Origin of the sequence: Psychrobacter sp. T6-4 (genome assembly GCF_052258425.1) — a bacterium.
GTDB lineage: Bacteria > Pseudomonadota > Gammaproteobacteria > Pseudomonadales > Moraxellaceae > Psychrobacter.
The window spans coordinates 112,161-138,912 of sequence record NZ_JBQQEZ010000007.1 but is presented as its reverse complement, the minus strand read 5'-3'; the positions used below and the strand labels follow the sequence as shown (position 1 = coordinate 138,912).

General features: G+C 44.2%; 26 protein-coding genes. 7 read left to right on the top strand and 19 right to left on the bottom strand.

Annotated features, from left to right (window positions below; translation table 11 throughout):
• Positions 1–79: 79 nt before the first annotated feature.
• From ACTXGE_RS06905 to ACTXGE_RS06895, 3 genes are read right to left on the bottom strand one after another with little or no spacing between them, the layout of a single operon-like run.
• Positions 80–748: a glutathione S-transferase family protein gene (locus ACTXGE_RS06905; RefSeq protein WP_443542535.1), complete on the bottom strand. Its 669-nt coding sequence runs from the start codon at positions 746–748 to the stop codon at positions 80–82.
• Between the two features lie 25 nt (positions 749–773).
• Positions 774–1,952, bottom strand: a complete 1,179-nt coding sequence (locus ACTXGE_RS06900) for an amino acid aminotransferase (protein WP_443542537.1) — start codon at positions 1,950–1,952, stop codon at positions 774–776.
• Between the two features lie 18 nt (positions 1,953–1,970).
• On the bottom strand, positions 1,971–2,888 hold the full coding sequence (locus ACTXGE_RS06895; RefSeq protein WP_443542538.1) for a DMT family transporter: 918 nt from the start codon (positions 2,886–2,888) through the stop codon (positions 1,971–1,973).
• Between the two features lie 147 nt (positions 2,889–3,035).
• Here ACTXGE_RS06895 and ACTXGE_RS06890 point away from each other — a divergent pair, with 147 nt between their 5' ends.
• Entirely contained in the window at positions 3,036–3,491 is a 456-nt protein-coding gene (locus tag ACTXGE_RS06890; protein WP_057758867.1) for an Lrp/AsnC family transcriptional regulator, read from the top strand.
• A 283-nt stretch (positions 3,492–3,774) separates the two neighbouring features.
• On the opposite strand, the gene ACTXGE_RS06885 is transcribed toward ACTXGE_RS06890, so the two are convergent.
• The 3 genes from ACTXGE_RS06885 to ACTXGE_RS06875 all read right to left on the bottom strand — a co-directional run bounded on the left by ACTXGE_RS06885 (position 3,775) and on the right by ACTXGE_RS06875 (position 6,540).
• Positions 3,775–4,146 (bottom strand): hypothetical protein, encoded by a 372-nt coding sequence (locus ACTXGE_RS06885; RefSeq protein WP_165598235.1) that lies wholly within the window; start codon positions 4,144–4,146, stop codon positions 3,775–3,777.
• A 403-nt stretch (positions 4,147–4,549) separates the two neighbouring features.
• A complete protein-coding gene (gene groL / locus ACTXGE_RS06880) occupies positions 4,550–6,199 on the bottom strand; it encodes a chaperonin GroEL (RefSeq protein WP_443542540.1) in 1,650 nt (549 codons plus the stop codon).
• A gap of 47 nt (positions 6,200–6,246) precedes the next feature.
• Positions 6,247–6,540 (bottom strand): co-chaperone GroES, encoded by a 294-nt coding sequence (locus tag ACTXGE_RS06875; RefSeq protein WP_435950384.1) that lies wholly within the window; start codon positions 6,538–6,540, stop codon positions 6,247–6,249.
• A gap of 424 nt (positions 6,541–6,964) precedes the next feature.
• Here ACTXGE_RS06875 and ACTXGE_RS06870 point away from each other — a divergent pair, with 424 nt between their 5' ends.
• Positions 6,965–7,708, top strand: a complete 744-nt coding sequence (locus ACTXGE_RS06870; RefSeq protein WP_443542542.1) for a DUF3108 domain-containing protein — start codon at positions 6,965–6,967, stop codon at positions 7,706–7,708.
• 110 nt (positions 7,709–7,818) lie between these two features.
• Here the strand turns inward: ACTXGE_RS06870 and ACTXGE_RS06865 are convergent, their stop codons facing one another.
• Both ACTXGE_RS06865 and wrbA read right to left on the bottom strand, forming a co-directional pair.
• Positions 7,819–8,289 (bottom strand): hypothetical protein, encoded by a 471-nt coding sequence (locus ACTXGE_RS06865; RefSeq protein ID WP_443542543.1) that lies wholly within the window; start codon positions 8,287–8,289, stop codon positions 7,819–7,821.
• 77 nt (positions 8,290–8,366) lie between these two features.
• A complete protein-coding gene (wrbA, locus tag ACTXGE_RS06860) occupies positions 8,367–8,984 on the bottom strand; it encodes an NAD(P)H:quinone oxidoreductase (RefSeq protein WP_317200644.1) in 618 nt (205 codons plus the stop codon).
• Between the two features lie 214 nt (positions 8,985–9,198).
• Between wrbA and ACTXGE_RS06855 the strand changes: the two genes are divergently transcribed.
• Genes ACTXGE_RS06855 through ACTXGE_RS06845 form a run of 3 tightly spaced genes read left to right on the top strand, consistent with a single transcriptional unit; the run spans position 9,199 to position 13,731 of the window.
• Positions 9,199–10,743 (top strand): YihY family inner membrane protein, encoded by a 1,545-nt coding sequence (locus ACTXGE_RS06855; RefSeq protein ID WP_443542545.1) that lies wholly within the window; start codon positions 9,199–9,201, stop codon positions 10,741–10,743.
• A gap of 57 nt (positions 10,744–10,800) precedes the next feature.
• Positions 10,801–12,411: a DUF2254 domain-containing protein gene (locus ACTXGE_RS06850; protein ID WP_443560294.1), complete on the top strand. Its 1,611-nt coding sequence runs from the start codon at positions 10,801–10,803 to the stop codon at positions 12,409–12,411.
• A gap of 54 nt (positions 12,412–12,465) precedes the next feature.
• Complete coding sequence (locus ACTXGE_RS06845; RefSeq protein WP_443542547.1) at positions 12,466–13,731, top strand: cation:proton antiporter; 1,266 nt, start codon at positions 12,466–12,468, stop codon at positions 13,729–13,731.
• Between the two features lie 128 nt (positions 13,732–13,859).
• On the opposite strand, the gene ACTXGE_RS06840 is transcribed toward ACTXGE_RS06845, so the two are convergent.
• From ACTXGE_RS06840 to ACTXGE_RS06830, 3 genes are all read right to left on the bottom strand, one after another.
• Positions 13,860–14,375, bottom strand: coding sequence for a DUF2127 domain-containing protein (locus ACTXGE_RS06840; protein WP_435950378.1), 516 nt, complete (start codon positions 14,373–14,375; stop codon positions 13,860–13,862).
• Entirely contained in the window at positions 14,368–15,573 is a 1,206-nt protein-coding gene (locus ACTXGE_RS06835; RefSeq protein ID WP_435950377.1) for a dihydroorotase, read from the bottom strand. The genes ACTXGE_RS06840 and ACTXGE_RS06835 overlap by 8 nt, the downstream gene beginning before the upstream one ends.
• Positions 15,574–15,642: 69 nt before the next feature.
• The gene (locus tag ACTXGE_RS06830; RefSeq protein WP_443542549.1) at positions 15,643–16,716 is read right to left on the bottom strand and encodes an aspartate carbamoyltransferase catalytic subunit; all 1,074 of its coding nucleotides are present in this window, start codon (positions 16,714–16,716) and stop codon (positions 15,643–15,645) included.
• Between the two features lie 339 nt (positions 16,717–17,055).
• On the opposite strand from ACTXGE_RS06830, the gene ACTXGE_RS06825 reads away from it, so the two are divergent.
• Complete coding sequence (locus ACTXGE_RS06825) at positions 17,056–18,039, top strand: class 1 fructose-bisphosphatase (RefSeq protein WP_443542551.1); 984 nt, start codon at positions 17,056–17,058, stop codon at positions 18,037–18,039.
• Between the two features lie 53 nt (positions 18,040–18,092).
• On the top strand, positions 18,093–18,887 hold the full coding sequence (locus tag ACTXGE_RS06820; RefSeq protein WP_435950375.1) for a TrmH family RNA methyltransferase: 795 nt from the start codon (positions 18,093–18,095) through the stop codon (positions 18,885–18,887).
• Positions 18,888–18,991: 104 nt separating this feature from the next.
• Here ACTXGE_RS06820 and ACTXGE_RS06815 read toward each other — a convergent pair whose 3' ends face one another.
• From ACTXGE_RS06815 to ACTXGE_RS06780, 8 genes are all read right to left on the bottom strand, one after another.
• Positions 18,992–19,924: an electron transfer flavoprotein subunit alpha/FixB family protein gene (locus tag ACTXGE_RS06815; RefSeq protein WP_435950374.1), complete on the bottom strand. Its 933-nt coding sequence runs from the start codon at positions 19,922–19,924 to the stop codon at positions 18,992–18,994.
• 128 nt (positions 19,925–20,052) lie between these two features.
• Positions 20,053–20,802 (bottom strand): electron transfer flavoprotein subunit beta/FixA family protein, encoded by a 750-nt coding sequence (locus ACTXGE_RS06810; RefSeq protein ID WP_317200635.1) that lies wholly within the window; start codon positions 20,800–20,802, stop codon positions 20,053–20,055.
• A 386-nt stretch (positions 20,803–21,188) separates the two neighbouring features.
• On the bottom strand, positions 21,189–21,773 hold the full coding sequence (locus ACTXGE_RS06805; RefSeq protein WP_435950373.1) for a DUF421 domain-containing protein: 585 nt from the start codon (positions 21,771–21,773) through the stop codon (positions 21,189–21,191).
• Between the two features lie 164 nt (positions 21,774–21,937).
• Positions 21,938–22,150, bottom strand: coding sequence for a cold-shock protein (locus tag ACTXGE_RS06800; protein WP_317200633.1), 213 nt, complete (start codon positions 22,148–22,150; stop codon positions 21,938–21,940).
• Positions 22,151–22,427: 277 nt separating this feature from the next.
• Positions 22,428–22,853 carry a hypothetical protein gene (locus ACTXGE_RS06795; protein WP_317200632.1) on the bottom strand — a complete coding sequence of 142 codons (426 nt, stop codon included), beginning with the start codon at positions 22,851–22,853 and terminating at the stop codon, positions 22,428–22,430.
• Positions 22,854–23,195: 342 nt separating this feature from the next.
• Positions 23,196–24,212, bottom strand: coding sequence for a ketol-acid reductoisomerase (gene ilvC / locus ACTXGE_RS06790; protein WP_317200631.1), 1,017 nt, complete (start codon positions 24,210–24,212; stop codon positions 23,196–23,198).
• Between the two features lie 151 nt (positions 24,213–24,363).
• Positions 24,364–24,861 carry an acetolactate synthase small subunit gene (ilvN, locus tag ACTXGE_RS06785; RefSeq protein ID WP_317200630.1) on the bottom strand — a complete coding sequence of 166 codons (498 nt, stop codon included), beginning with the start codon at positions 24,859–24,861 and terminating at the stop codon, positions 24,364–24,366.
• Positions 24,861–26,573, bottom strand: coding sequence for an acetolactate synthase 3 large subunit (locus ACTXGE_RS06780; RefSeq protein WP_435951014.1), 1,713 nt, complete (start codon positions 26,571–26,573; stop codon positions 24,861–24,863). Before ACTXGE_RS06780 ends, ilvN begins: the two co-directional genes overlap by 1 nt.
• Positions 26,574–26,752 lie beyond the last annotated feature (179 nt).

Genomic DNA, 26,752 nt, shown 5'->3' with positions numbered 1-26,752 from the left:
TACTACAGTTACTAGGAGCATTGCATTCAGTGCTTCTAGCCCAGTCATCAGATATCCTTTAGTTGAACATATGAACAGATTACAACAATCCTTCTTGTGCCATCATTTCCTGTACCGAGGCGCGGTTTAGCATGGCTTGATAGTGTGCATTTATGTGTATCCAGTCTTGAGCTCGACTCGCATATTGCTGACTCCAATGAGCAATCATAAATAAATGAAAATCAGCACCACTTAATTTATCGCCTAACAACCATGGACCATTATTTACTAATCCTTTTTCAACAATATCCCAGCAGTGGGTTAGTACATCATTCGCTTTATCTTTCACTTGCTGCAAATTGTGCTCGCCGTTGATGTACTGCTCGGGATGTGCCCAGCGATTAGCAGCTTCTTGTAGGGTAGAAGACATCCAAAACAAATATTGGTAATAAACACCGCGCCTAGGGCATCCTATGTCAGGTGCTAGCCCAGACTCTGAGTGCTGATCTAACACGTACATTAAAATTGCCGCAGACTCATAAATGACCTGCCCCTGATGCACCAACGTAGGTACTTTGCCATTTGGATTAATGGCTAGATACTCAGCTGATTTTTGCATGTTCTTAGACAGGTCTATTTCTATCATTTCATAAGACGCGCCTAACTCCTCAAAGACAGCATGGGTAGCCATATTAGCGCCACCCTTATCCCAATATAAAGTATAAATAGTCGTGTCCTTCTTGCTGTGGCGATTGATGGATAAAACCATTGTACTGAGCGATAAAAATTAACCTCTAACGTGAAATAATCGACATGATAGCGTCAGCCAGTTGAGGGATTTCCGTCATTTTCAAACCTGCAATATTGATTCTACCATTTGGCATACCGTAGATAGCGAACTCATCTTGCAATACTAACATTTGATTTTTGGTTAGCGGTAATAGAGAAAACATACCTTTTTGGTGCAAAATGTCCAAAAACTCTGCAGGTGCACCCCTATCTTTTAATGCTGCGCCTAATGCTTGGCGAATAGTATCTACCCTACTACGGTAGCCTGCTAGCTCTATTAGCCAATCGTCTGGTTTGTCTAGTAAATAAGAAGCCACTGCGGCGCCGTGATTGGGCGGCATGGAGTAATTGGCGCGTGTAATAGTTTCTAAGAGTGTCTGTATATCTGCGTGACGCTCATGGTTCGTCGTCATCACCGTAGCAATACCCGTCCGCTCATTGTATAGACCCATATTTTTTGAACAGCTGGCGGCGATAAATGCAAAGTCAGAGTCTTCAATCATTAAACAAAGCCCTGCAGCATCAGTATCAGGATCATCTCCAAAACCTTGATACGCTATATCAATAAACGGCACAATATTTTTCTGTTTACACACATCAGAAAACAGTTGCCACTGCTCTAAAGAAGGGTCTATACCGGTAGGGTTGTGACAGCACGCATGTAATAACAGCACGTCCCCTTCTTTTGCTTTCTCTAGCGCGGCAAAACACGCATCAATGTCTAACTGGCCATTTTTATTTTGCCACGGATACGTATCCACTGTTAACCCAGCACCTTCCATCAGCGGACGATGATTGATATAACCAGGGTCGCTGATCCAGACGGTTGAATCTGGAGAGAGCGTGGCGATCAAATCCGCAATGAGTCGTAATGCACCTGATGCCCCAACCGTCTGAATCGTGCACTGGTCTTTTAGACTTGGACTGTCACCCAGTACAAATCTTGCCATTTGCTGGTTAAAATTAGCGTTACCCGATAGCATGCCATAAGCTTTTGAATGAGCTTCATGAGCAAGATGCATTTCTGCGTCTTGCACGGTTTTCATCACAGGCGTATTGCCATACTCATCCCGATAGACACCAACCAATAGATCTATTTTATGTTTGCGCTGGTCAGTACGAAACCTACCTAACAATGCCCACAATGGATCACCGTTGATAACAGGCATATTATCTAACATCATGATATTTCCTTAATTAATTTATTGCGCTCGATTGGACAAGATGACGCCAATGGTACTGAGTACGATGCCGCATATCATAATGACTGATAGAGACTCATTAAGTATCAGCGTAGCCAGTATAGCGGTTAATCCTGGGGACAAAGAGCCAAGTAATAAGGTACGAATGGAGCCCAGCTTTTTGACTGCATAAGAAAACGCAATGGTTGATACCACCCCTACACCAAGTCCTTGTACTAAGATAAACGGAAGCGCTTCATCAAAAGACACAGAACCTATATTCGTTTCCACAATGCCAGACAGAACCATCATCAATGTCAGAAAAAACGAGGTATAAGAGAGCACGATAGCGATAGCTATTGGACTTAACTTGGTGCTTTTTAACCCCAAGGTATAACCCGCCCAAATCAGGCTTGCCATCAACAATAACCCCACACCGTACAGAAGACTATTAGGCACTGACTGTGCACGCCCGCCAATCATAGTCGCGATACCAAAGAGAATAAGGATTAATGCGGCAAATTTCCTCAATGATATTCGTTGACGATAAAAAATAAAAGACAATATTGCGGCAAAGAAGACTGGCGTACCTGTCAAAATAGTACCAACGTAAGCTGCTGGTACCGTACTTGCACCAAAAGCGGCTAATAAAAGAAAAGGCACGCCACCAAGTAAAACAAACATGATATCTGGCAGTCTTATGTTTTTTACTTCATGCCAACTAGAGAGTACCCAAGGAGTCAATAATACCAGCGGTACACTGAAGCGAATGAGCATGACATCCGCAATAGTTAGCGACGAGGCACTAACCGCTCGCACAGTCAAAGCAAATCCTGACCAAATCAACAATACGACGCTCATCGCCACATAGCCTTTGGTTAGTGGCGACATTACAAACAAAGGATTTTTGCGCGATGAGGGGTGGAATATCGTATTCATAGTCGTGTCTTATGCTGCTATACAAAGACCAATTATCGATTAAAATACGCGCTTTTATCTTTATTTATTCATTGCAATTTTGCAAATATTTGGTGGATAATGCTAACTAAATCAAAATTATTGGCTTAAAAAGCCAAAAGGTAAATTATGGATAAAATCGATCGCCATATTTTGGAAGTGCTCCAAAAAGAAGCGCGCTTATCTACGGCGGAACTGTCCGAACGTATAGGGCTGTCGCCGTCTCCTTGCGCGCGACGCCTAAAGCGTTTGGAAGACGAAGGCTATATAGAGAACTATCAAGCGAACGTAAATAAAGCCAAAGCGGGTATTGCGATGAGTTTCTTTGTGGAAGTCAGTCTCAACAGCCACCAAGAAGAATCTATCGCAGCCTTCGAACGCGCTCTGTCCAATATGGACGAGGTGATTAATGGACATGTGGTATCGGGTTCTTACGATTATTTACTAGAGGTAGTGAGCCCCAATCTCGATGGTTATGAGCGGTTCACCCGTAAGCTACACAAGCTTGCTAGCGTAAAAGATATACACACTCATCTATCGGTGAGAAAGGTAATCAATAAGACAACTTTACCTATTTTTGTGTGAGATTTTTTTATACCGACTAGCAGTACAATGTCTCGCTCGATCATTCGTGAGTAGCAAGACACATAATAAGTTTATTTGGATTTGACAGAATATTGCTATGATCAAGAAGTACTTGATGATAAGGCTTGGGTTCTTAGAAGGAATGCAGCGGATCAATAGAAGATTTGATGAGCTTTAACTATAAAGCCCTAATATAGGAAATATTACTAAGGCTTTATTTTGGAGGAATAAGTAAGTCATTCATAGTAAGTAGCTTATTAACAATAGATTTGTATTCACCGTATTACAAGGAAATCTCAACTTCTATTTTGATTGGTCGTTTTAAATGGATAGTGACTTTTATATTAATAGAAGCCGCTTCTGGTGGCTCATTGTCTAAAGCGCCGTCAACGATGTGAGCGATTTTCATTGCTTCTACTTCTTTAAGCTCAAAGCCGTTTGCTTTGGCACCTCTCATCACTTTTTCATAAATTTCTTTTTCGCTTGTGTAGCGCTCTTTATTGTTAAATGATAACTGCATAACTTTAGAATGAGCAACGCTAGACATCTCCATCGGCTTTTGCATTTTAAACCTATCTAAACTAGGATCAGCTGAACTACTAGCAGAAGCTAGCACTAGGGCTGATGCTACCATTGCAATCGATAAAATCTTCATTTTGAATTCCTTTTGAATTAATTCATTCCTTCTAAGTTAAAACACTATTAGCGAATATATTCGCTATATCAACTATATCCTAATAAATTATTAATTGAAAATTTAAATTAATATTAGTAATACTAATATTATTAAGTAATGGGTAATTTTGGTCAGTTATTCTTATTTCGGTTTTTCTACACAATACCAATTATTACCTTAAATCAAACACAAAAAAGCCCTGCTATCTTTCGATAACAGAGCTTTTAATAGTTCAAACGTTTTCACAAAAATACTTACAACTCTAGTGAAAAACGCTTTATGAGTTGACTAAAGCCGTACGACTAGGCAACCGAGTGAAGATTATACTGATAGTACATCGAGCGAGGTTAACAACGTCGTACAAATTTAGTCGAGGCATAAATTACATCATGCCGCCCATTCCACCCATACCGCCCATTCCAGCACCGCCGCCCATAGCAGCCATGCCGTCATCACCTTGTGGTAAGTCAGTAATCATGACTTCGGTCGTGAGCATGAGACCAGCAACCGATGCTGCATTCTCTAGTGCTGAGCGCGCAACTTTTGCAGGATCAAGGATACCCATCTCTAGCATATCGCCGTACTCGCCAGACGCCGCATTATAACCGTAGTTACCGCTGCCTTGCTTGACCGCATTAACAACAACTGAGGCTTCTTCACCTGAGTTAGTAACGATTTGACGTAGCGGTGCTTCCATCGCACGGCGCAAAATGTTGATGCCCGCATTCTGATCGGCGTTATCGCCTTTGAGCTCAGATAGTGCGTTCAAAGCGCGAACGAGTGCTACGCCGCCGCCTGGGACAACGCCTTCTTCGACCGCAGCACGAGTAGCATGCAAGGCATCATCAACGCGATCTTTTTTCTCTTTCATTTCAGTTTCAGTCGCCGCGCCAACTTTGATAACGGCAACGCCGCCAGCAAGTTTTGCCATACGCTCTTGTAGCTTTTCTTTATCGTAGTCAGAGGTAGATTCTTCAACTTGACGTTTGATAGACTCGACGCGATTTTCGATGTCAGCTTTTTGACCCGCACCATCAACGATAACGGTGTTTTCTTTACCGACAGTGACTTTCTTAGCGGTACCGAGCTGCTCAAGGGTCGCCGTCTCTAAGCTTAGACCAATCTCTTCAGAGATCACTGTAGCGCCAGTCAAGGTTGCGATATCTTCTAGCATAGCTTTACGACGATCACCAAAACCTGGTGCTTTTACGGCACACGTTTTTAGGCCACCACGCATGTTATTGACAACCAAGGTTGCCAAAGCTTCGTTTTCAACGTCTTCTGCGATGATAAGTAGTGGCTTGCTTTGCTGCATCACTTGCTCTAGTAGTGGCACGATCTCACGGATGTTGCCGATTTTTTTGTCAACGAGCAAGATATATGGGTTTTCAAACTCAGCTGTTAAGCTATCTTGCTTATTAGCAAAGTACGGGCTGATATAACCGCGATCAAACTGCATACCTTCGACGACTTCTAGCGTATCTTCAAAGCTTGAGCCTTCCTCAACAGTGATGACGCCTTGCTTGCCGACTTTTTCCATCGCTTGAGCGATAAGCTCACCGATTTTGGTGTCTGAGTTGGCTGAGATTGAACCGACTTGCGCGATAGCTTTTGAATCGTCAGCTGGGGTAGATAGCTCATGGATTTGCTCAACGGCGGCGCGTACGGCTTTATCGATGCCACGTTTGAGATCCATAGGGTTCATGCCAGCGGCCACTGATTTCATGCCTTCTTGCAAGATAGACTGAGCCAATACTGTGGCAGTGGTTGTACCGTCACCTGCGACATCATTAGTGCGGCTAGCGACTTCACGAACCAGTTGCGCGCCCATGTTTTCAAACTTATTCTCAAGCTCGATCTCTTTAGCCACTGAAACACCATCTTTGGTGATAGTCGGTGCGCCAAAAGATTTGTCGATGACCACATTACGGCCTTTAGGGCCTAGCGTGACTCGTACTGCATTTGCAAGGACGTTTACGCCATCCATCATTTGCGTGCGAGCATCTATACCAAACTTTACGTCTTTTGCCATGTTCATTTACTCCAATAATTAATAATTTTTTATGTGAATATTAAAGATTAAGCTTCAATGATGCCTAATACATCAGACTCTTTCATGATCAGTAGCTCTTCACCGTCAACTTTAACCGTTTGACCAGCGTACTGACCGAACAAGACTTTGTCGCCTGTTTTGACGTCTAGCGCGCGGGTGTCACCATTGTCACGGATCTGACCATTGCCTGTTGCGAGCACTTCACCTTGTGACGGCTTTTCTTGTGCTGAGCCGGGCAGTAAGATACCACCAGCCGTTTTTGTTTCTTCTTCTATACGGCGGACAACGATACGGTCATGTAAAGGGCGAATATTCATCACTATGTCTCCAAATTCTGATTGCGTTAAATGGGTTTGATTCAAGGGTCTCAGCAGCCTTATCGGTCAAACACATACCCTTACATATATAAAAGCAGTGTTATAAAAGATAAGTTGTGAGCTTGATTCAAAAAATGGGGGCATGACAAGGTGGGTTCAAGTGTAAACTCAAAAATATTTACAAGGCGTTTGTTGCTGCAAATGATCCTTAAATATAAGCGTGCAAGCTTACTCACATGACGTTACTGAGCACTGATGACAAGCGTTTTGCGGTAACATCGACTACACCTGCTCAACCTATTACTCAGCAGCCACCCTTGAAAATGTAACAAGATATGACCATTATAAGAGTTGTGATTAACACTAGTATGAAAACAATAGCTATAAAATAATCAAAATATCTGACAAACTTATAAAGGATATATCCATGACTTCATTACTAACGACTAATAACAATCGCAGCAAAAACAAGTTGGCAACCCTGTTTACAACAGGTGTCAGTATCGCTGCTATCGGAGCTATCAGTATGACCGCCCCTACCCTTGCTAATGCAAAAAGCATACAGCCCTCAAGTGCGAAATACAGCTTTACCGTAGAAGATAAATATAAAGGAGTAGCTACTCGTACTTTGAGCAAATCAGGCAATGCATGGAACTACAATGTCAAAGCTCGAGTCGCAGGTGTGGCGAGCGCCGCACAAAGCAGCACCTTTGTAATCAATGGCAACAATGTCAGCCCAAGCAAAGCCAGCACCACGTACAAATTGCTCGGCATTGGGCGTACGCATAATCTCAGCTTTGATTCAGCGGGCAAAAAGGTGACAAGCAGCTATAGAGGCAAGACCACAACGTCTAATATGGCCCAGCAAGCTTTTGATGACTTGAGCTTAGAGGTACAAATTCGTCAAGACTTATTGAACGGCAAATTCTCTGGTAATTATTACATGGCCAAAAAAGACAAGGTCGAGAAAACACCTTTTAAAAAGTCAGGTAACACTAAAATTACTGTGCCAGCAGGTACTTTTGATACCGTACGTGTTGACCGTGTCCATGACGACAATGACCGCTCAACCAGCTTTTGGTTGGCACCAAGTTTAGACTACTTACCAGTGAAAGTAAGTCAAATCAACGATGGCAAAAAGATGGATCTGGAATTAACCAAAGTAAACTAACCCCCTTCGCCTCTGGTCTTCGTAATAGTTAGTAATAAACAGTCCAGACAAAAGCGGCGCTCTATAATTAGAGCGCCGCTTTTTTGTGTTGATACTTTAATAGCTAACAACTAACGCGCGCGGGGCTGTTTGACGACATTGTTCATAGAGGGCAGACGCTTTAATAATAAAAATAACCAAGCATTAATCAAAAACAATAACACAAAATCGATCAAGTAAACCACGATTTCAGCCCAACTGCTTCCGTAGATACGTGTAAATAATACGACGCCACTTGCCCCCAAATACACCAAGGTGAGCATACTACCAATCAATAGCATATAGGGCGAGCGTCCTTTTAGTATAAAGGGCGTGATGATAAATGCAGGAATCAGCCAAAGCCCATACCAAGCGATACCGCCAATAATATCAGGACTGGATGGATTAAAAACACTAATTAGAACCGGCAAGACCAGCAGACGATAAGCAAGCCAAAGCAGCCAAGTCACAAGCAGACGCTGACGCATAGGCGCGATAGGCTTGCCCGTCGCTGCAGGCGCGGGTGCTGATGTTACGCTTGATGAGTCAGGAGAGTTTGACATAGGGCTTTTGGCTTTCCTATTGGGTCACATAAAGGAGGATCATACAAAATGAGCGACATAACACTATAAGCGCATATTTAGCGACCAAAGTCAGCTTGCGCAAGCGCTTTGGCACTTATCGCAAGCCTGCGACCCAAAGCCACTGCCAATTCGCGCTCATCATCAGAGACAGGCTGATCATGCGCGCTGCCGCTAACATGACTGGCACCATAAGGCGTGCCGCCGCGACTAGTGCGCCCAAGCGCAGGCTCAGCATAAGGCAGACCGACTATCATCATACCATGGTGCATAAGCGGCAACATCATCGTAAGCAGTGTCGTCTCTTGTCCGCCATGCATCGAGCCTGTAGCAGTGAATACGGAGGCGGGCTTGTTCTGTAGATTGCCTGCCAGCCAAAGCGTCACAGTACTGTCCCAAAAGTATTTCATGGGCGCGGCCATGTTGCCAAAGTGAGTAGGACTACCCAGTGCCAGACCGGTGCAGCCCTTTAAGTCGTCCATCGTGCAATATAGATCGCCCTCATCTGGAATCGCAGGTTTGCTCACTGTTGTCTCAGCAGCTACTGTTGGGACTGTACGGATACGCGCTGTCATACCCGCGTCTTCGATGCCCTGAGCAATCGAGTAAGCCAGCGTTTTGGTTGTGCCGTGGGTAGAATAATACAGCACCAAAACATAGGGGGCAGTTTGACTCATGAGCTAAATGTCCTATAAAAATCATACCAATAATGGTTGTTTACATTATGCCCGACTCTTGAGCGCACATGCAAACAAACTACTTTTATAAAGCAAAGCTTGTCTGTTGTCCCTTAAACGCTACCGCTCAGCATTTTGACACAAATTAGGGGCACATATGGTAAGCGTATTTTTGTTACACTTATCTATCTTTATTGTTTGCTGATGGGTCTCTATGGAAAATTTGGTAAAAAAACTGCCCTTTTTACAGCAGCGCTGGTTTCAGTTTTTGAAGTTTTTGACGCGGCACTTTTTTGAAGATGACTGTCAGCAAAAAGCAGCCTCTTTAACCTATACCACAATGCTATCTATTGTGCCGATACTGACTGTACTCTTGATGATCTTATCCTCAGTGCCGGCACTTGCTTCTGTCCGCGCGCAGATATATGAGGTGATCTATAGTAACCTTTTGCCGCAATCAAGCTTGCAGGTGAGTGAATATATCAATGACTTCGCTGAAAAATCGACCAATTTGACTGCTATTGGTATCGTCATCTTATTTTTGACGACTATCATGACTCTAACCACTATCGAGCGCGCTTTTAATCAGATATGGCGCGTGACTGATCGCGCAGGCGGCATCAAAAGTATGCTGCGCTACTGGACAATCGTAACCATGGGCCCTATCGTATTGGGCACCGCTTTTATTGCTTCGAGCACCGTACAGAGCCTGAGCTTTTTGAATCGTCAAATTGCAGGTTACGGTATCGATTGGTCATTTTGGGTACAGATGGTATCGATTGGTATCACTGTCGCAGGCTTTGTGGGTATGTACTGGTTTATTCCAAAGGCACGCGTCCCGTTCAAAAACGCTGCTATTGCTGGTATTATCGTGGCTATCGTTTTCGAGCTCCTCAAGCACATCTTTGGTACGGTGATGACCAACTTTACCAGTTATGAGGCCATTTATGGCGCTTTTGCTGCCCTGCCGATATTTTTGTTATGGATTTATCTGTCTTGGAACCTAATTTTGTTAGGAGTTGAGATTAGCTATACCTTAACGATTTTTGAGACCAAAGAGGTCTATCCTCGCCATCCACTGCTGAGTCTATTGGACATGCTCAATGTGGTATATAGCCATTATCTAAAAGGCGAGGCGGTCAGTGAGCAGGAGCTGCGCGATGTCCTAGGCCGCAAAGAGCTGCCTAAATGGTATACCTATATTAACTATCTTAAAGACAGCAATCTGATTACTACAACTGAGCACGATGAATACGTCCTCAAAAGGGATTTGAGCAAAATGAGCCTCTGGGACTTTTATCGTACCCTACCTTACCCGCTGCCGATCAAAGATGAGTTAGATGAGATGAATCCTAACGATCAGCAGCCTTGGTTGAGCTTGCTTATCAACCGCTTTGAGACGACAGAACGCTGCGCCAAAGAGGAGCTGGATTTACCTTTAAATGCTATATTTGCCCATAGCGAACCGCGCCGCAAATCAATGACTCCTCCAAGTATGCCTAGCGAAAATCGTCGCCACTCAAAAAGTGAGCATGCAGGTTTTGAACCCGCCGCTTTTGACAAAGACAGTAGCGTAGTTTTGGACAACGAGCACAATGAAGTTGTGATTCCAAAAGATAGTGCTATAGACCAAAACTCAGCAAAAAAGAGTAGGATAAGCAATACTGCCAGCTTTATCAAAAGCAGTCGCACAAGAGGCGATAAAATAAGAGTAGAGGATAAAAGTATTATCACTGAAGCGGACAATCCGCAGCGCTAAATAAGTTAAGTTTATTACTAACACAAAGCTATTTTATATATTTTGGAGCCTACGCTAGTGCGCGACGAGAAAAAAACGTTACTTGAAACAACCAAAGAATCCAGTATTGATGGCTTTCATAAATTTGCTCAGTTGTGGTCGCTACAAACGCTTGCTGATTTGCCCGATCGCATCAGAAACTTATGGCAGCAGTTAATTGGCTCATACTGGTTTATTCCAACGACTTGTGTACTAGCTGGCATACTATTAGCGCCCTTGTTTCTTACTATTGATGAGTATTTTGATCGTGAGGCAGTCAAAGAGATAGCCTTTGCTTTTACTGGTGATGCGGATGCCGCGCGTTCTATCATGACCGCTATCGCAGGCGCCGTGTTAGGCGTCGCTGGTACCACGTTCTCGATTACTATTGCTGTATTATCGATGGCGTCGTCGCAATTTGGGCCGCGACTTTTGCGTAATTTTTTGACAGATACGCCCAATCAGTTTGTACTTGGTGCCTTTATCGGCACTTTTAGTTACAGCCTATTAGTGCTCAAATCTATTCATAAATTTGATGTCGGTCTTGGTGTGCCGCAATTGTCAGTCACCTTTGCTATCGTCATGGCTATCATTTGTGCGCTGCTATTAGTATATTTTGTACAACATATGGTGCATGCCATTCAAGCCTCTCACGTCATTCAAGATGCTAGCAGTGATGCGCTCGAAAACATCAATTACTGGTATAGCGATCATTGTGATATACAGCATCATCAAGATATCTTACAAGAAGATATAAAGCGGTTTCATACTTGGCCTGCCACCCCTATTTACGCGCCCGTTTCAGGATATTTGCAGCAAATTTACTTTGACTCTTTGATTACCTTGACTCAAGATTACGGCGGCGTTGTACAACTGCATGCCAATCTTGGCGACTTTGTCACTGACAAAAACGTCATCGGCTACTTTTATCAGTGTCCACCAGGGCACCCTAGTGATCAGCAAAAGACTAAAACCTCTAATTTAGCGATTTTGCCGCGCCATCCTGATGGGATGTTTTGGCAACGCTTCGCCGCTTGTGTTCGCATTGAGCCGCGCGCGGTACATTCAAACGATATTGCTTATAGTTTGGGACAAGTGACTGAGATTGCTGTGCGTGCCCTCTCGCCTGGTATCAATGATCCCAAGACGGCAGTGAACTGTGTTCAGTCGTTGACAATATGTTTGAGCGTGATGATGCGTCGCCAGCCGCCAAGCCCGTATCATTTTTATGTGCCGCCTCACGACAACGATGAGTCAAAAATTACGGTTAATGAGCCGCGGGTAGCTACGCTGGCTGTCATCACCCAAACCCCTAGAATCGCTGACTTTATCGATACCTCTTTGGGTGAGATACGCCGTTATGCGGTCGCTGACTTAATGGTATTAAAAGCTTTGTGTCAGGCGATGACGGATCTTAACTATGCTCGGGTCAATAGTGCCCAGCAGCAGACGCTCTTGCATGAGATTACCTTGATTGAGCGCGCAGGTATTGAGAACTTGAGCTATAGCGAGCTGGTAGACGATTTAGCCGCTATGTGCCAGCAGGCCAAGCAATTCGTCCATAATGAGGACGCACAGCATCAGCACTTTAGATACCTTAGCAAATTTGCAACGCATATCAATAAAGCTTTAGAGGTTCAATCTAGCTAAGCTGCTAACATTTTGGTTTGCAGTTATTATTTTTTATTACTTTGAGATTTTTTTATGGCATCCACATCTACTCTGACCCTTCTAGAAGTCAGCGCCATTTTTTTGTCGATTACCGCTGTACTCTCTTATATCAATCATAAATTTATCGGTCTGCCGACAACCATTGGCGTTATGGTCATCTCAATTTTGCTCTCTATGATAGCGATATTTTTGGGATTTTTAGGTTTTGATCAGCTTATTGATTATGAAGTAAGTTTACTTGAGCAGCTTGATTTTACCGAAGTTCTGCTTGATGGCATGCTGTCTATGTTGCTGTTTGCAGCAGCGTTGCATGTCAATATTGGCGACTTAAAACGTTATAAGCTACCTATTGGCATTTTGGCAGGCGCAGGTACAGTGATATCTGCGGTACTGATCGCCATCGCCCTATATTACATGCTGCCCCTGTTCGGCTTTGGCTTACCACTTATTTGGTGCCTGTTATTTGGCGCGCTGATATCGCCTACTGATCCTATTGCGGTAATGGGCATCTTGTCCTCAGCTGGCGCGCCAAAGAGCCTAGAGACCGTTATCGCTGGCGAGTCGTTGTTTAACGACGGCTTAGGCGTGGTTATCTTTGTCCTGCTTCTAGGTATTTTAACGAGCGGTGATATTCCTACTGCTAACTATGTCGCCCATACCTTAGCCATTGAGGCAGGCGGCGGTATCGTCTTTGGATTGGTGCTTGGTGCTATTTTGTACTATATGATAAAGAGCATCGATAGCTATCAAGATGAGGTGTTACTAACTTTGGCAGGCGTGATCGGCGGGTATGCGCTCGCCAGTCATTGGCATCTGTCAGGACCGTTAGCTATGGTGATGATGGGTCTGATGGTCGGTAATCGTGGTCGCGCCTTAGCTATGAGTGACAAGACTCGCCATTATGTTGATCTATTTTGGGAGCTTATTGATGAGATTTTGAACGCGATTTTGTTTGTCTTAATCGGTTTAGAAGTGGTTATGATCGCTTACTCAGGTAATTTATTTATCGCTGCTATCTTAACTATCATCATTGCCCTGCTTGCTCGGTTCATCGTTGTCGGTATGACTACCAAAACCTTTAACCGTCAGCTTGATTTGCCCTCAGGCGCTTGGAAGGTACTGACATGGGGCGGGCTGCGCGGCGGTATTTCAGTCGCTTTAGTACTGCAACTGCCAACAGGGCCTGAGCGTGATATTTTGCTGGCGCTAACTTACGCGGTAGTGATATTTTCCATTTTGGTACAAGGTTTGAGCGTTGGTCGAGTCGCCAGATCGATAAGTCCAAAGCAACCGAGTTAAAGTACATGGCTGCTGACTAATGGCTTGCTATTAAGACTTTAAAATTAAAAAAGCAGGATAACGCTATCGCTTTAAAGATAGTCTTATCCTGCTTTTTAAGCAAAACCTTTATGGTGTTAAAACTATTCTTATAACAGACCTTTTTGTCTCATGCTGCGATAGACCACGATGACGATAATGACATTAAGTATTAAAATACTTAGCTTAAACCAATCAAAGGGGCTGATAACTAAGTAATAAATCTCGACAGGAATAAATATTCCGTAGCCAATGACACTAAACCAGTAGGCCCACGTTTTGTCTTGCCACAAGCCATAAGCTTCAATAAACCGTAGACTGACATAAAAAACGATAAACAGTAAAAAAAGCGTCCAGTTTTGACTCGCTTGCTGAGCAATTTGTATAGTGCTTTCAACTTGCGGCGCTAATAATGTACCAAAATAACGCCGCCATGAGTCATTAGCGCTTGCAAGCCAATGCTCAAGATCGTTATGCCATAACACTAGTGCTGCTGCGCCTAATAGCGCGCCTACGCCTTTGACAATCTCATAGATAGCGACAGCTTTAATCGATTCACTAGAATGATGGCTGTCCTCTGATATAACTGTATGATCCGCTTGGGGTGAATCTGGCGTATTAGCCAAAGAAAGTCTCCACAACGCGCCCTTGCAACTGCTGATTAAAAAACGGTGTATTTTTGCCATTAGAATACATAGTCTGCGCGGTGACTTGCCACTCAAGGTCAGGATCGACGAGTACAGCCCCGCCTATGCTCTCGTATTGGGCTTCGATACCTGCAATCTTGGCAGGATTAAGACATATCTTGTCTACCAGCTGCGCCAAACTGAGCACCTCATCGCGTACCAACTGACAGGCTAGAGCCATAAAGGTATCAAAATTTGAGATACCAGGCGTGCTCTCAGCGAATGGCGCTTTTTTGGCGGTAGCATTGAGCGGTTCGTGATGACTACAGATAGCGTCGATAGTGCCGTCTTTGAGTCCACGCAGTAATGCTTGTTGATCGGTATTACTGCGTAGCGGTGGTAATACATAGGCCTGCGCATTAAATCCTTCTAAATTATCATCGGTCAGGTACAACTGATGCATCGCCACATCACAGGTGACTGGCAGGCCTTTATCCTTTGCCCAGCGCATGAGCTCAACTGATGATTTACATGATAGCTGACTAAAATGCGCGGCAATACCCGTCTCCTCTACCATCAGCAGCTGCGTTGATAATGCTACGGTTTCTGCAATCCATGGAATACCTTGCAAACCATGATAAGAAGCAATATAGCCTTCATGCGCCACGCCTTCACCTGACAGACTAGGTTCATCAGGATAAAAGAATACTTTCATACCAAAGGTCGCCGCATACTCAAGTGTGCGCAGTAACACTAAATCATTCTTAAAAGGCCTGCGCGCGTTGGAGACTGCGATACAATTGCCCTTTTTTAGGCCAGCGATGTTAGAGGGATGTGTGCCCTCAAGCCCTGCGGTCAAAGCACCCAAGATATGTAAATAAATACCGCCGTCATCAAGCGCGCGCTCACGTAAGCCCTTGAGCAGCGAGCCGTTTTCTAAAATAGGATGGGTATCAGGAGGGGTGACCACATGCAAAAATCCATTGGCGCGCGCGGCCTGCCCTTCAGATATTAGCGTACCATGCTGCTGCTGACCTGGCTCTCGCAGGCGCGCACATAGATCAACGAGCGGCGGTAGCAGCCACATCTCATTGTCTATATTTTTATCGCTTAGATGATCATTTACAGTGCTTGGCAGCGTAGACGATAATGACTGCGGTAGCAGATTACGTATTAAGTTATTGGTGTTTGTGGACATGAGCATAAATACCGTATTAATAAAAGTTGAAAAGTGAGGCGACAACGCTAAATGGCATTACATAATAGGTTATGCCCCAGACGCTTGATGAGCGCGCTGCCCCTCCATCGCCATTGCTAAAACAGCCATACGAATCGCTACGCCGTTACTCACCTGCTCTAGGATTACTGATTGCGGGCCATCTGCCACGCTTGAGGCGATCTCAACGCCGCGGTTCATCGGTCCTGGATGCATAATTAGGGCATCTGGTTTTGCTCGTGCGACGCGTGCAGGTGTTATTCCATAGTGTTTGTAATACTCGTTCGATGACGATAATAGCGGCGAGTCGATACGCTCGTTTTGGATACGCAGGCCCATGATGACATCGCAGTCACTCACGCACTGATTGATATCTTCATAGACTTTGACGCCAAAGCGCTCAATACCCTTGGGTAAAAGCGTACGCGGCGCGATAACGCGGATATCTTTGACCCCTAACGTCTGTAGAGCGCTGATGTCTGAGCGCGCCACTCGCGAGTGCTTTATATCACCGATGATAGCGACAGATAACTCCTCAAATGGTCGCGGAGCATTGCGATGAATGGTCAGCATGTCGAGCATTCCTTGAGTGGGGTGCGCATGCCAGCCATCACCGCCATTGATGATGGCAATGTTAGGCGTAACCTCTGTGGCCATAAAGTGCGCAGCGCCCGATGCTGAATGACGCACAACAAAGATATCAGCAGTCATTGCCTGCAAGTTCCACAAAGTGTCACGTAAGCTCTCACCTTTTTTGGTACTAGAGCGCGCAATATCGATGTTAAGAACGTTGGCACCTAGGCGCTTTTCAGCGACCTCAAAAGTGGTACGCGTACGGGTCGATGGCTCAAAGAACAAGTTCATCACGGTACAGCCTTCAAGCTCAGGTCTATTAATTAATAAGCCCTTATCATCAAAAAAGGTTTCCGCTTTGGCTATAATGGCCTGCAGCTGCGCCTTATTTAATCCTTCTACACCCAAAAAGTGACGGATACTGCCATCAGCATTAAGCTGCGGTCGACTGAGCGACGTGTTTAGCCTTTGATGAATGGTACTTGGATCAAACTTGACATAGTCAGAGGGTGAGATTTTATTGGTAGCATGGCTATCGGTAGCATTTGGCATAATGACGAGTCTTTGTGGTTGTTTTAATAAGTATGGCTAGATGGAACATATTGAGCATTATTTCAATCAATGACGAACCTTTATTCGTAGGCAAAGCGGTAGATACAGCGACATTTTAGCGCTTATTTGCTACACTTTGTCTCAAACTTATCTATAAAAATAGACACTTTACATTTAATAAATCTAGTGTAGCTGATTTTATAGCCAGTACAAAGGGACATGACCCGCTTATTATTATTTTTTGAATCAGTTCAAACGCTGTACAACGAGCTATTTGTATTGACTATCTATTAAATGAAAACCTATGTTATCGCTTTTTTTATTCTATTAGGACATCCTATGACCACCCTAGCCCAATATTTAGACAAGCACTCAAACCAAACTGCGATAAACGACGTGATTACCACGCTAGCGGACGTTGGCATCACCATATCAGAGTTACTTAGAAAAGGTGCGCTTGCTGATATTATGGGCGAAGCTGGCAATCAAAACGTGCAAGGCGAAGAACAAAAAAAGCTCGATGTCTTGGCCAATGATTTACTCTTAGATGCGCTTAGTCAAAACCCTCACTGCGCAGGTGTTGCCTCAGAGGAATTGGATGATGCAACACCTGCTAACGTTGATGGCAGCTTGCTGGTGTTATTTGATCCGTTAGATGGCTCCTCAAACATCGATATCAATATGGCAGTTGGTACGATATTTTCTATTCTCCCTTACTTACGCCCAGGTCATCTCAGTGAAAACAGCGACTTTTTGCAGCCAGGTCATCAGCAGCTAGCAGCAGGTTATCTGCTATATGGTACCTCAACGGTCATGGCTTTGACCATCGACGATAAAGTGGTCATGTTCAGCCTAGATCCAGATACCAACGATTATGTCTTAATAGAAGACAATGTCCAGATTGATGCAGATACCAGTGAGTATGCTATCAACGGCTCAAACTACCGTTATTGGCAAACGCCTATGCAGCAGTACATTGACGAGCTTATCGCAGGCAAAACTGGGGTGCGAGGACGCGATTTTAATACGCGCTGGGTGGCAGCTATGGTCGGTGATGTGCACCGCATCTTGTGCCGCGGCGGCCTATTTACTTATCCTCTTGATACCAAAGACGCCAAAAAAGCGGGCAAACTACGCTTAATGTACGAAGCCAACCCTATGAGCTTACTGATTGAGCGCGCAGGCGGCGCGGCGACTGATGCTACGACTAGAATACTGGACATCGAGCCTAATGATATTCATCAACGTGTGCCTGTAGTATTAGGTAGTAAAAATGAAGTGGACTATGTTAAGACTCTTCATTTGCAACATAGTCAGTCTTAGATAAATGACGCAAAACCTTAACGCTACTTTTTTCTAATTCTGAGCCGTTTACTATGAGCGCAAATCCTACTGAGCTAATTACCTCTGATAAGAACCAAACGGTAAAACTGATCAAAGCACTACTTACGCAAGCTCGCCGGCGCAAAAAAATAGGCCAAACGGTACTTGAAGGCGCGCATTTGATTGATGCAGCCCTGCGTAGTGACTACCCTGTACTACAGATACTATTATCTGAGTCAGCACACACGCATAGTGAAGTGCGGCAGCTGCTTGCGCGGCTGCCCAGTTATGTTGGCATCTCAACGCTGCCAGATACGCTGTATCGCAGCATAAGCAGTTTAGGTACTGGTATTGATATCATGGCTATAATTGCTATACCTAAGCATAATTTGCCTGTCATTAACGATGATTGCTTGATTTTAAACGACGTACAAGATAGTGGCAACGTCGGTACGTTACTACGCACGGCAGCAGCTGTTGGTATCACAAAGGTGCTCTGTACTGAGGGCAGCGCGCAAGTGTGGTCGCCCAAGACTTTGCGTGCAGGAATGGGCGCGCAGTTCGCTTTAACAGTATATGAAGGGCTAGCGGTCACAGATGTTTTGCAGCAAGTCAAAGTACCCCTACTAGCGACCAGCTCGCATACGGATACTTTGATTTATCAGCATGATTTAAGCGCGCCTATAGCTTGGGTTATGGGACACGAAGGTCAAGGCGTCTGCGATGAGCTCATGCAATGCGCCACCCCTATTGCCTTGCCGCAGCCTAACGGGCAGGAGAGTCTCAATGTCGCTATTGCAGGCGCGCTATGTCTGTACGAGACCCTGCGCCAACGTCAATATAGCTGATATAAAATAATAGCAATGCAGCTATAAAACTTAGCCTCAAAACGCAAAAATCCCGCTATATATAGCGGGATTTTTATTTATCTAAATACAATACCTAATAAACCTTAGATTTTACTGGTTAGCTCAGGTAAAGCGTCAAATAAATCGGCTTCTAAGAAATAGTCAGCAACGCTAGCGATTGGCGACTCAGGATCGTTATTGATAGCTACGATAACTTTAGAGTCTTTCATACCCGCTAAATGCTGAATGGCACCAGAGATACCAGCAGCGATGTATAATTGCGGAGCAACGATTTTACCTGTTTGACCGACCTGCATATCGTTAGAGACGTAACCGGCATCAACCGCAGCGCGCGAGGCACCGATAGCAGCGCCTAGTTTATCAGCTAAAGGTTCGATATATTTAGTGAAGTTCTCGCCATTAGCTAGAGCACGACCACCAGATACGACGATACCCGCTGAAGCCAATTCAGGACGATCAGACTTTGCAACTTCTTCACTCACAAAGCTTGATTTGCCTGCATCTTGAACGTTGTCAATAGTTTCAACAGTCGCTGAACCGCCTTCGGTAGCGACAGGATCAAATGAGGTTGGACGTATGGTCACAATCACTTTGTCTTCTGAGGTTTTGACTGTTGCCGTTGCGTTACCTGCGTAAATAGGACGCTCAAAAGTTTGCGCGTCGATAACAGCAGATATCTCCGATAGCATGCTAACGTCAAGCAAAGCGGCTACGCGAGGCATAAAGTTCTTACCTGTAGTCGTTGCAGGAGCGACGATATGGCTGTAGTCACCTGCAATATCAGCAACTAGCAGGGCAATATTAGCCGCTAATTGATACTCATAAGCGCCGTTGTCTGCTAGCAATACTTTGCTTACGCCTTCAGCCTTTGCAGCTTCGTCTGCAGCGCCCTGCGCGCCAGAACCTGCTACCAACACATGAACCTCATCGCCCATTAATTTAGCAGCAGCAATAGTGTTGAAAGTTGCCTTTTTTAGACTGGCATTGTCATGTTCTGCATATACTAAAATAGCCATTGTCTTTATCCTTTATTAATTCTTGTCGTCTATACTATGATCAGGTCTTGCTTTGCTTGTTACTTATGTCATCAAACATAGGTGTAGGTAAGCATAGCTACAAGCCCTACAAAATCTGCGCTGATGACTTAGATAACTTTAGCTTCGTTTTTAAGCTTATCGACCAATTCGTCCACTGATTTAACAGTGATACCTGCTTTACGAGCGGCAGGCGGTACGACCTTTGTGATTTGCTGCTTGGAGGCCATATCAACACCAAAATCTGCTGGCGTCTTCTCATCAAGTGGCTTTTTCTTTGCTTTCATGATGTTTGGCAATTTAGCATAGCGTGGCTCGTTTAGACGCAAATCAGCTGTAATAACCGCAGGTAGCGTTAGCGCAACAGTCTGCAAACCGCCATCAACTTCACGAGTGACGTTTACTTTATCGCCTTCAACGTTAACTTCTGATGCAAAAGTACCCTGACCAATACCCATCAATGCCGCTAGCATTTGACCCGTTTGGTTATTGTCATCATCAATGGCTTGCTTACCTAATAAGATGATGTCTGTTGACTCAGACTCAGCAATACTTTTTAGGATTTTGGCGACTTGCAAAGGATATGGCTTGTCGTCTGTTTGTACCAGTACGCCACGATCAGCACCTAGTGCCAAGGCTGCACGAATCTGCTCTTGCGACTCTTTTGGGCCGATAGAGGCGACGATGATCTCATCGATCACGCCCGCTTCTTTTAGACGTACCGCTTCTTCTACTGCAATCTCATCAAATGGGTTAATAGACATTTTGGTGTTCGATAAATCAACGCCAGAGTTGTCAGCTTTTACACGAACCTTTACGTTATAATCAATGACACGCTTGACCGCTACTAATGCTTTCATACGTTCCTCGTTTATTAATGTTATGAATAAAATATTTTGGTTAAAAAAACCAAGAGTTAGTGTTTACCTAAGCGTTATTATAAAGCTTTCACGCGCAATATCAAAAACGATGAGTCACAATAAATATCAAACTTATCGCTCATGCCTATTGATTTTAAGTATATGGATTAATCCACTAATTACTTGTCAATCCTGTACCTAAACACACGTATTTAAGAACAGTCCGTATCTTGCGTGAGCACAGGCGCAAAATCAAGATAGCGCTGTGAATAAAGCGTCATAAATTTTTGAGAAGCTCAAAACGCAAAGCCTAAAACTGAGTAAACAATACCGCCAGCTCACTACCCTTTATAGCACTTTGGGTCGTGCATTTTCTTAACATTTTGTTATCGATTAGTCATATCTTTATGACTAGTAGTGTTGTTTATACTATTCATCAATATCTCTTTGTCGCGGACATCATCAAAAAGCGACCAATCCGGCTTAGCGTCATTGTTTTTGATAACGCTCATATCAGCAGTGGTTTCCATGATGACTGCAAACACCTCAGAAGGCGATTTAACACCGTTTTGACGCAGTACCTGCTTAACATCATTAGTGCTTAGTTTTGCTTCTTTTAAGTTGTCCCAAAGATACTCACCGTTTGCCATCAAAATTATGGGCTGATTATCGAGCAGATCTTTGACAGGTTTAATTTTGCGGCGCACGATAGAGACAATGGACTGCAAGAGAAACAACATACCAACGGCAAATATGCCTTGCATCAGTGAAGTCGATTTGGATACCACTGTGGATGCTAATATACTACCAATACCTATGGTCATCGCCAGATCATAGCTTGAGAGCTTAGAGAAACTACGTAGCCCTGCGATGCGAGTAAATAATATTAGGCAAAAGTAAAACACCACAACCGATATTGTAATACCGATGACTTGTTGCTCGTTAATCATTATCCAAGACTGCCATTCCATAACTGACTCCTAACTCTACTATTTTAATGGTACGTCAATAAATTAAATCTAGAACTGATAAATTTTAGTCATAAAAAAAGCAACCTATCTAAGTATAGGTTGCTTTTTTATACAGTCTAAACAATATTTTTATTGTTATAAAACAATATAATCTAGGTTTAAGATTATAGGGCTTCGATTTGCTCAGCTTGTGGACCTTTTTGGCCTTGACCTAGAACGAAAGAAACTTTTTGGCCTTCGGCTAGTGTTTTAAAGCCACCACCTTGAATAGCGCTGTAATGAGCGAATACATCTTGACCGCCATTGTCTTGAGCGATAAAACCAAAACCTTTAGCTTCATTAAACCACTTTACGGTGCCTTCAACTTTTTCTGACATAATTTTTCCTAACTCTTTAACGGTTGGTGAGACTAATGCCTTCACCGATTAATTGAAAAATACTTATAGCTTCTAAGCTCATCATCGAAATGAATCCACTTACCTATTAAAATACAACACAAATGTGTTTAAAGTCTTATAAGTATGATTTAAGTATAGCAGCTTTTATAAGCCTAGGTAAGTTTAATACAGTAATTTTGTAAATGGCATTTTTGACGCTATATCATTGAATAGTTTGATATTTTTAATTGATAATTGATTTTGACTTATCATTTTACTAATTAGCAATAGGTAACCAAGGCGCTGCCAATACTAAAAGACATAAGGAGAAAAATATCAAAGCAAACGACTGACTGTAAGCAATGTACTTAACTGGTATCACTAACTCCTTTGCAGAATCAGGAATGCCTTTACGTCTGAGCAGGCGGGTGCCATACACCCAGCCAAATACGGTATATATGCCATAAGCAGCTGGTACGGTTACTGCAAGCGGTGTCAACTCGATAACGTAGAGCATCATGACTGAGATAAAAAACCAAGCCGTATCTAGTAATGAGCTAAATTTAAACAATGGCGATTGGGGTAGCTTGCCGTCGGTGGTCTTGAGCATCTCCCCTTCTATCCAGATCAAAACAGCTACTACCGCGCTTAGGGCGACGTATATAAATTGCGGCGTTAGCCAGTCAGGGTTGGGTATTAGCACAGCTACCGCCTATGATTAATAATGTTTATAATAAAAGTTAAATTGCTTGCACCGTTATACTTAACTTGCACCGTTGTACTTAAAGTGTTGCACTCGTAAACTGTGAGCAAGTCTTATAATGTTTGTCTATATAGGGCGGCTAGTCGTCATTTTCAACCGATGGTAAGTCAATTTCTATTCGCCGCTGTTTTTTAGACTTTACAAATACGCGTTAGCGACAAAATTGTTAAGATAATAAAGCTATTAAAGTGACCAATTGATTAAAACGGTTAAGGTGCTAAACAAAAAAAACCCACGTTATCTGTTGATAACATGGGTCTTAAAAACTTAGATCAGTAACGCTTAGTTTTTGTCTTTATCGATGATTTTATTACCACCGATCCAAGGCATCATGCCGCGAAGTTTTGCGCCAGTGACTTCGATCTGATGCTCAGCGTTGTTACGGCGACGCGCCGTCATAGAAGGATAGTTCGTTGCGCCCTCTGAGATGAACATCTTGGCGTACTCGCCTGATTGAATGCGTTTAAGCGCATTACGCATCGCTTCTCGTGATTGCTCGTTGATGACCTCTGTACCCGTAACGTATTCGCCGTATTCAGCGTTGTTACTGATTGAGTAGTTCATATCAGCGATACCGCCTTCATACATCAAGTCAACGATAAGCTTAAGCTCGTGCAAACACTCAAAGTAAGCCATTTCTGGTGCGTAGCCTGCTTCTGTCAAAGTCTCAAAACCCATTTTGACCAGCTCTACTGCGCCGCCGCAAAGGACTGCTTGCTCACCGAATAAATCAGTTTCAGTCTCATCTTTAAACGTCGTCTCGATGATACCTGAGCGTCCACCGCCAACGCCTGCTGCATAAGAGAGCGCTAATTGCTTGGCATCGCCTGAGGCGTCTTGATAGATTGCGATAAGATCTGGGATACCGCCGCCTTTGACGAACTCGTTACGTACCGTATGGCCTGGTGCTTTTGGCGCTACCATGATGACGTTTAGATCGCTACGCGGTACCACTTGGTTGTAATGAATCGCAAAACCATGAGCAAAAGCCAACGTCGAACCCTCTTTGATGTTTGGCTCAATCTCATTGTTGTATAGCTCTTTTTGGAACTCATCTGGCGTCAGGATCATCACGACGTCAGCGGCTTTTACGGCGTCTGCCACATCAGCGACTTTTAGACCCGCGTTTTCTGCTTTTTTACGAGAGCCCGAATCAGCGCGCAGGCCGACAGTGACATCTACGCCAGAGTCTTGTAAGTTTAAAGCATGGGCATGACCTTGTGAGCCATAACCGATGATGGCGACTTTTTTGCCTTGAATAATCGATAGATCGCAATCTTTATCGTAAAAAACGTTCATAAATAGAGTCCTTTTCCTCAAGCATGGCGTGCCATGGATAATAAAGGCTTATAGTAAAGCTACTTAGTAAGACAGATTACTATAAGCGTGATGTTAGTTTTAAATTAGTACAATGACAGACTAGTATTAAACGCTTAGCGACAGACTAGTATTAAACGCTTAGCGTTTTTTCGCCGCGAGCAATACCGATAACGCCCGAGCGTACCACTTCTAGCACGCGTTCACGTCCAATAGTATCGATAAAACCGTCAAGTTTGGCCGTATCACCTACGATTTGAATCGTGTACAGGTTAGCGTTCACATCGACGATCTGAGCGCGGAATATATCAGCGCTACGTTTGATCTCTTCGCGAACATTGCCCGTCGCACGTACCTTTATCAGCATAAGCTCACGCTCAACGTGAACGGTATCTGATAGATTAAGCACTTTAACCACTTCGATCAATTTATGCAATTGTTTGGTGATTTGCTCAACTCGCTCAGGAGAGGTAATGGTCGTTAGCGTCAAACGCGAGATGCTGGGGTCGTCAGTTGGGGCAACGTTTAGGGTTTCGATATTGTAGCCGCGCTGGGAGAACAAGCCGACCAAGCGCGACAACGAACCCGCTTCGTTTTCCATTAATACCGAAATCAGATGTGGTTGTTGCATTAAGTACGCTCCCCTTTTGTTAGCCACATATCACGCATAGTCTGTCCTGCAATTTGCATCGGATACACATGCTCATTACGATCGACATAGACATCGATAAATACCAGTCTATCTTTCATTGCCATCGCTTCTTCTATTTGCGCCTCCATCGTTTCAGGATCAGTGATCTTGATGCCGACGTGACCATAGCTCTCAGCAAGCTTGACAAAATCTGGTAGCGAGTCCATATAAGACTGGGCATGGCGACCTTCATAAAGCATATCTTGCCACTGCTTCACCATACCTAACTGCGCATTATTAATGTTCAAGATTTTGACAGGCAGATTATACTGTAAGCAAGTTGATAGCTCCTGAATATTCATCTGAATAGAGCCCTCGCCTGTGATACAGACGACGTCACGATCAGGATTAGCAAGCTTGGCCGCCATTGCATATGGCAAGCCCACACCCATAGTACCGAGGCCACCAGAGTTCAACCACTGACCTGGCTCAAGATACGTATAATAAAGCGCGGCAAACATCTGATGCTGACCGACATCACTTGTAATGATAGCGTTACTGTTAGTCACTTTATCTAGTGCTTGTACAACGCTCTGCGGCTTGATACCGTTTTCTGTGCTGGTGTCATAGCGCAAACCATGGCGCTTGCGCCACTCATTAATTTGCGACCACCAGTCTAGTAGAGCATGTTGATCAAGCTGCTTGTCATCACCGATACTATCGAGCATATCTGTTAGTACCGACTTAACGTCGCCTACAATTGGGATATGAGCAAAGATGGTCTTTGAGATAGACGCTGGATCTATATCGATATGGATAATGGTGGCGTTAGGACAGAACTTTTTGACATTGTTGGTGACGCGATCATCAAAACGCGCACCGACTGCCAAAATAACGTCTGCATGATGCATGCTCGTATTGGCCTCGTAAGTACCATGCATACCTAACATACCCAAAAATTGACGGTCCGAACCTGGGAACGTACCCAAACCCATCAAGGTATTAGTCACAGGTAAGTTCAAACGATGCGCAAGCTCAGTCAGCTCCGCGTGTGCTTTGCTCCAGATAACGCCGCCACCTGCATAAACTACAGGACGTTTTGCCGCAAGCAAAGTCTCAACCGCTTTTTTGATCTGCCCGCTATGACCCTTGATTGACGGCTGATACGAGCGCATAAAGACGTCTTTTGGATATTCATAAGCATACTTTTCGCTCGGCGCGGTCATATCTTTTGGTACGTCTATGACGACAGGACCTGGGCGGCCTGTCTGCGCGATATAAAATGCTTTTTTGACGATCATAGGGATTTCGCTGGCATGACGCACCTGAAAGCTATGTTTGACGATAGGGCGTGATACCCCAATCATGTCGGTCTCTTGAAAGGCATCTTCGCCGATCAGGCTACTTGGCACCTGACCTGAGATCACAACCATAGGTACTGAGTCCATAAACGCAGTAGCGATAGCCGTTACTGTGTTGGTGGCTCCTGGGCCTGAAGTTGCAAGTACGACGCCAGTATTACCAGTCACTCGAGAGTAAGCATCGGCCATATGACCTGCTGCTTGCTCATGACGCACAAGGATGTGCTCAATGGTTTCTTGCTGAAATAGGGCATCATAAATATGAAGAACCGCACCGCCTGGATAGCCAAAGATGTACTTGACCCCTTCATCGGTCAAAGACTGCACCAAAATCTCAGCCCCAGAGAGCATTACAGGCTCTTGACCTTCAGCAATGCGTTGCTGCTTTTCTTCAAAGTTCTTGGCGGCATTAGCCGTTTGCGTGTGCCCGGTCATATTCGGACTTTGCGTGGTTTGCGTCACTGTCATCACCTTTTGTTCGGCGCAGACTTACTACTTAATCATAAAAACAACCACGCCTAAATGCGGCC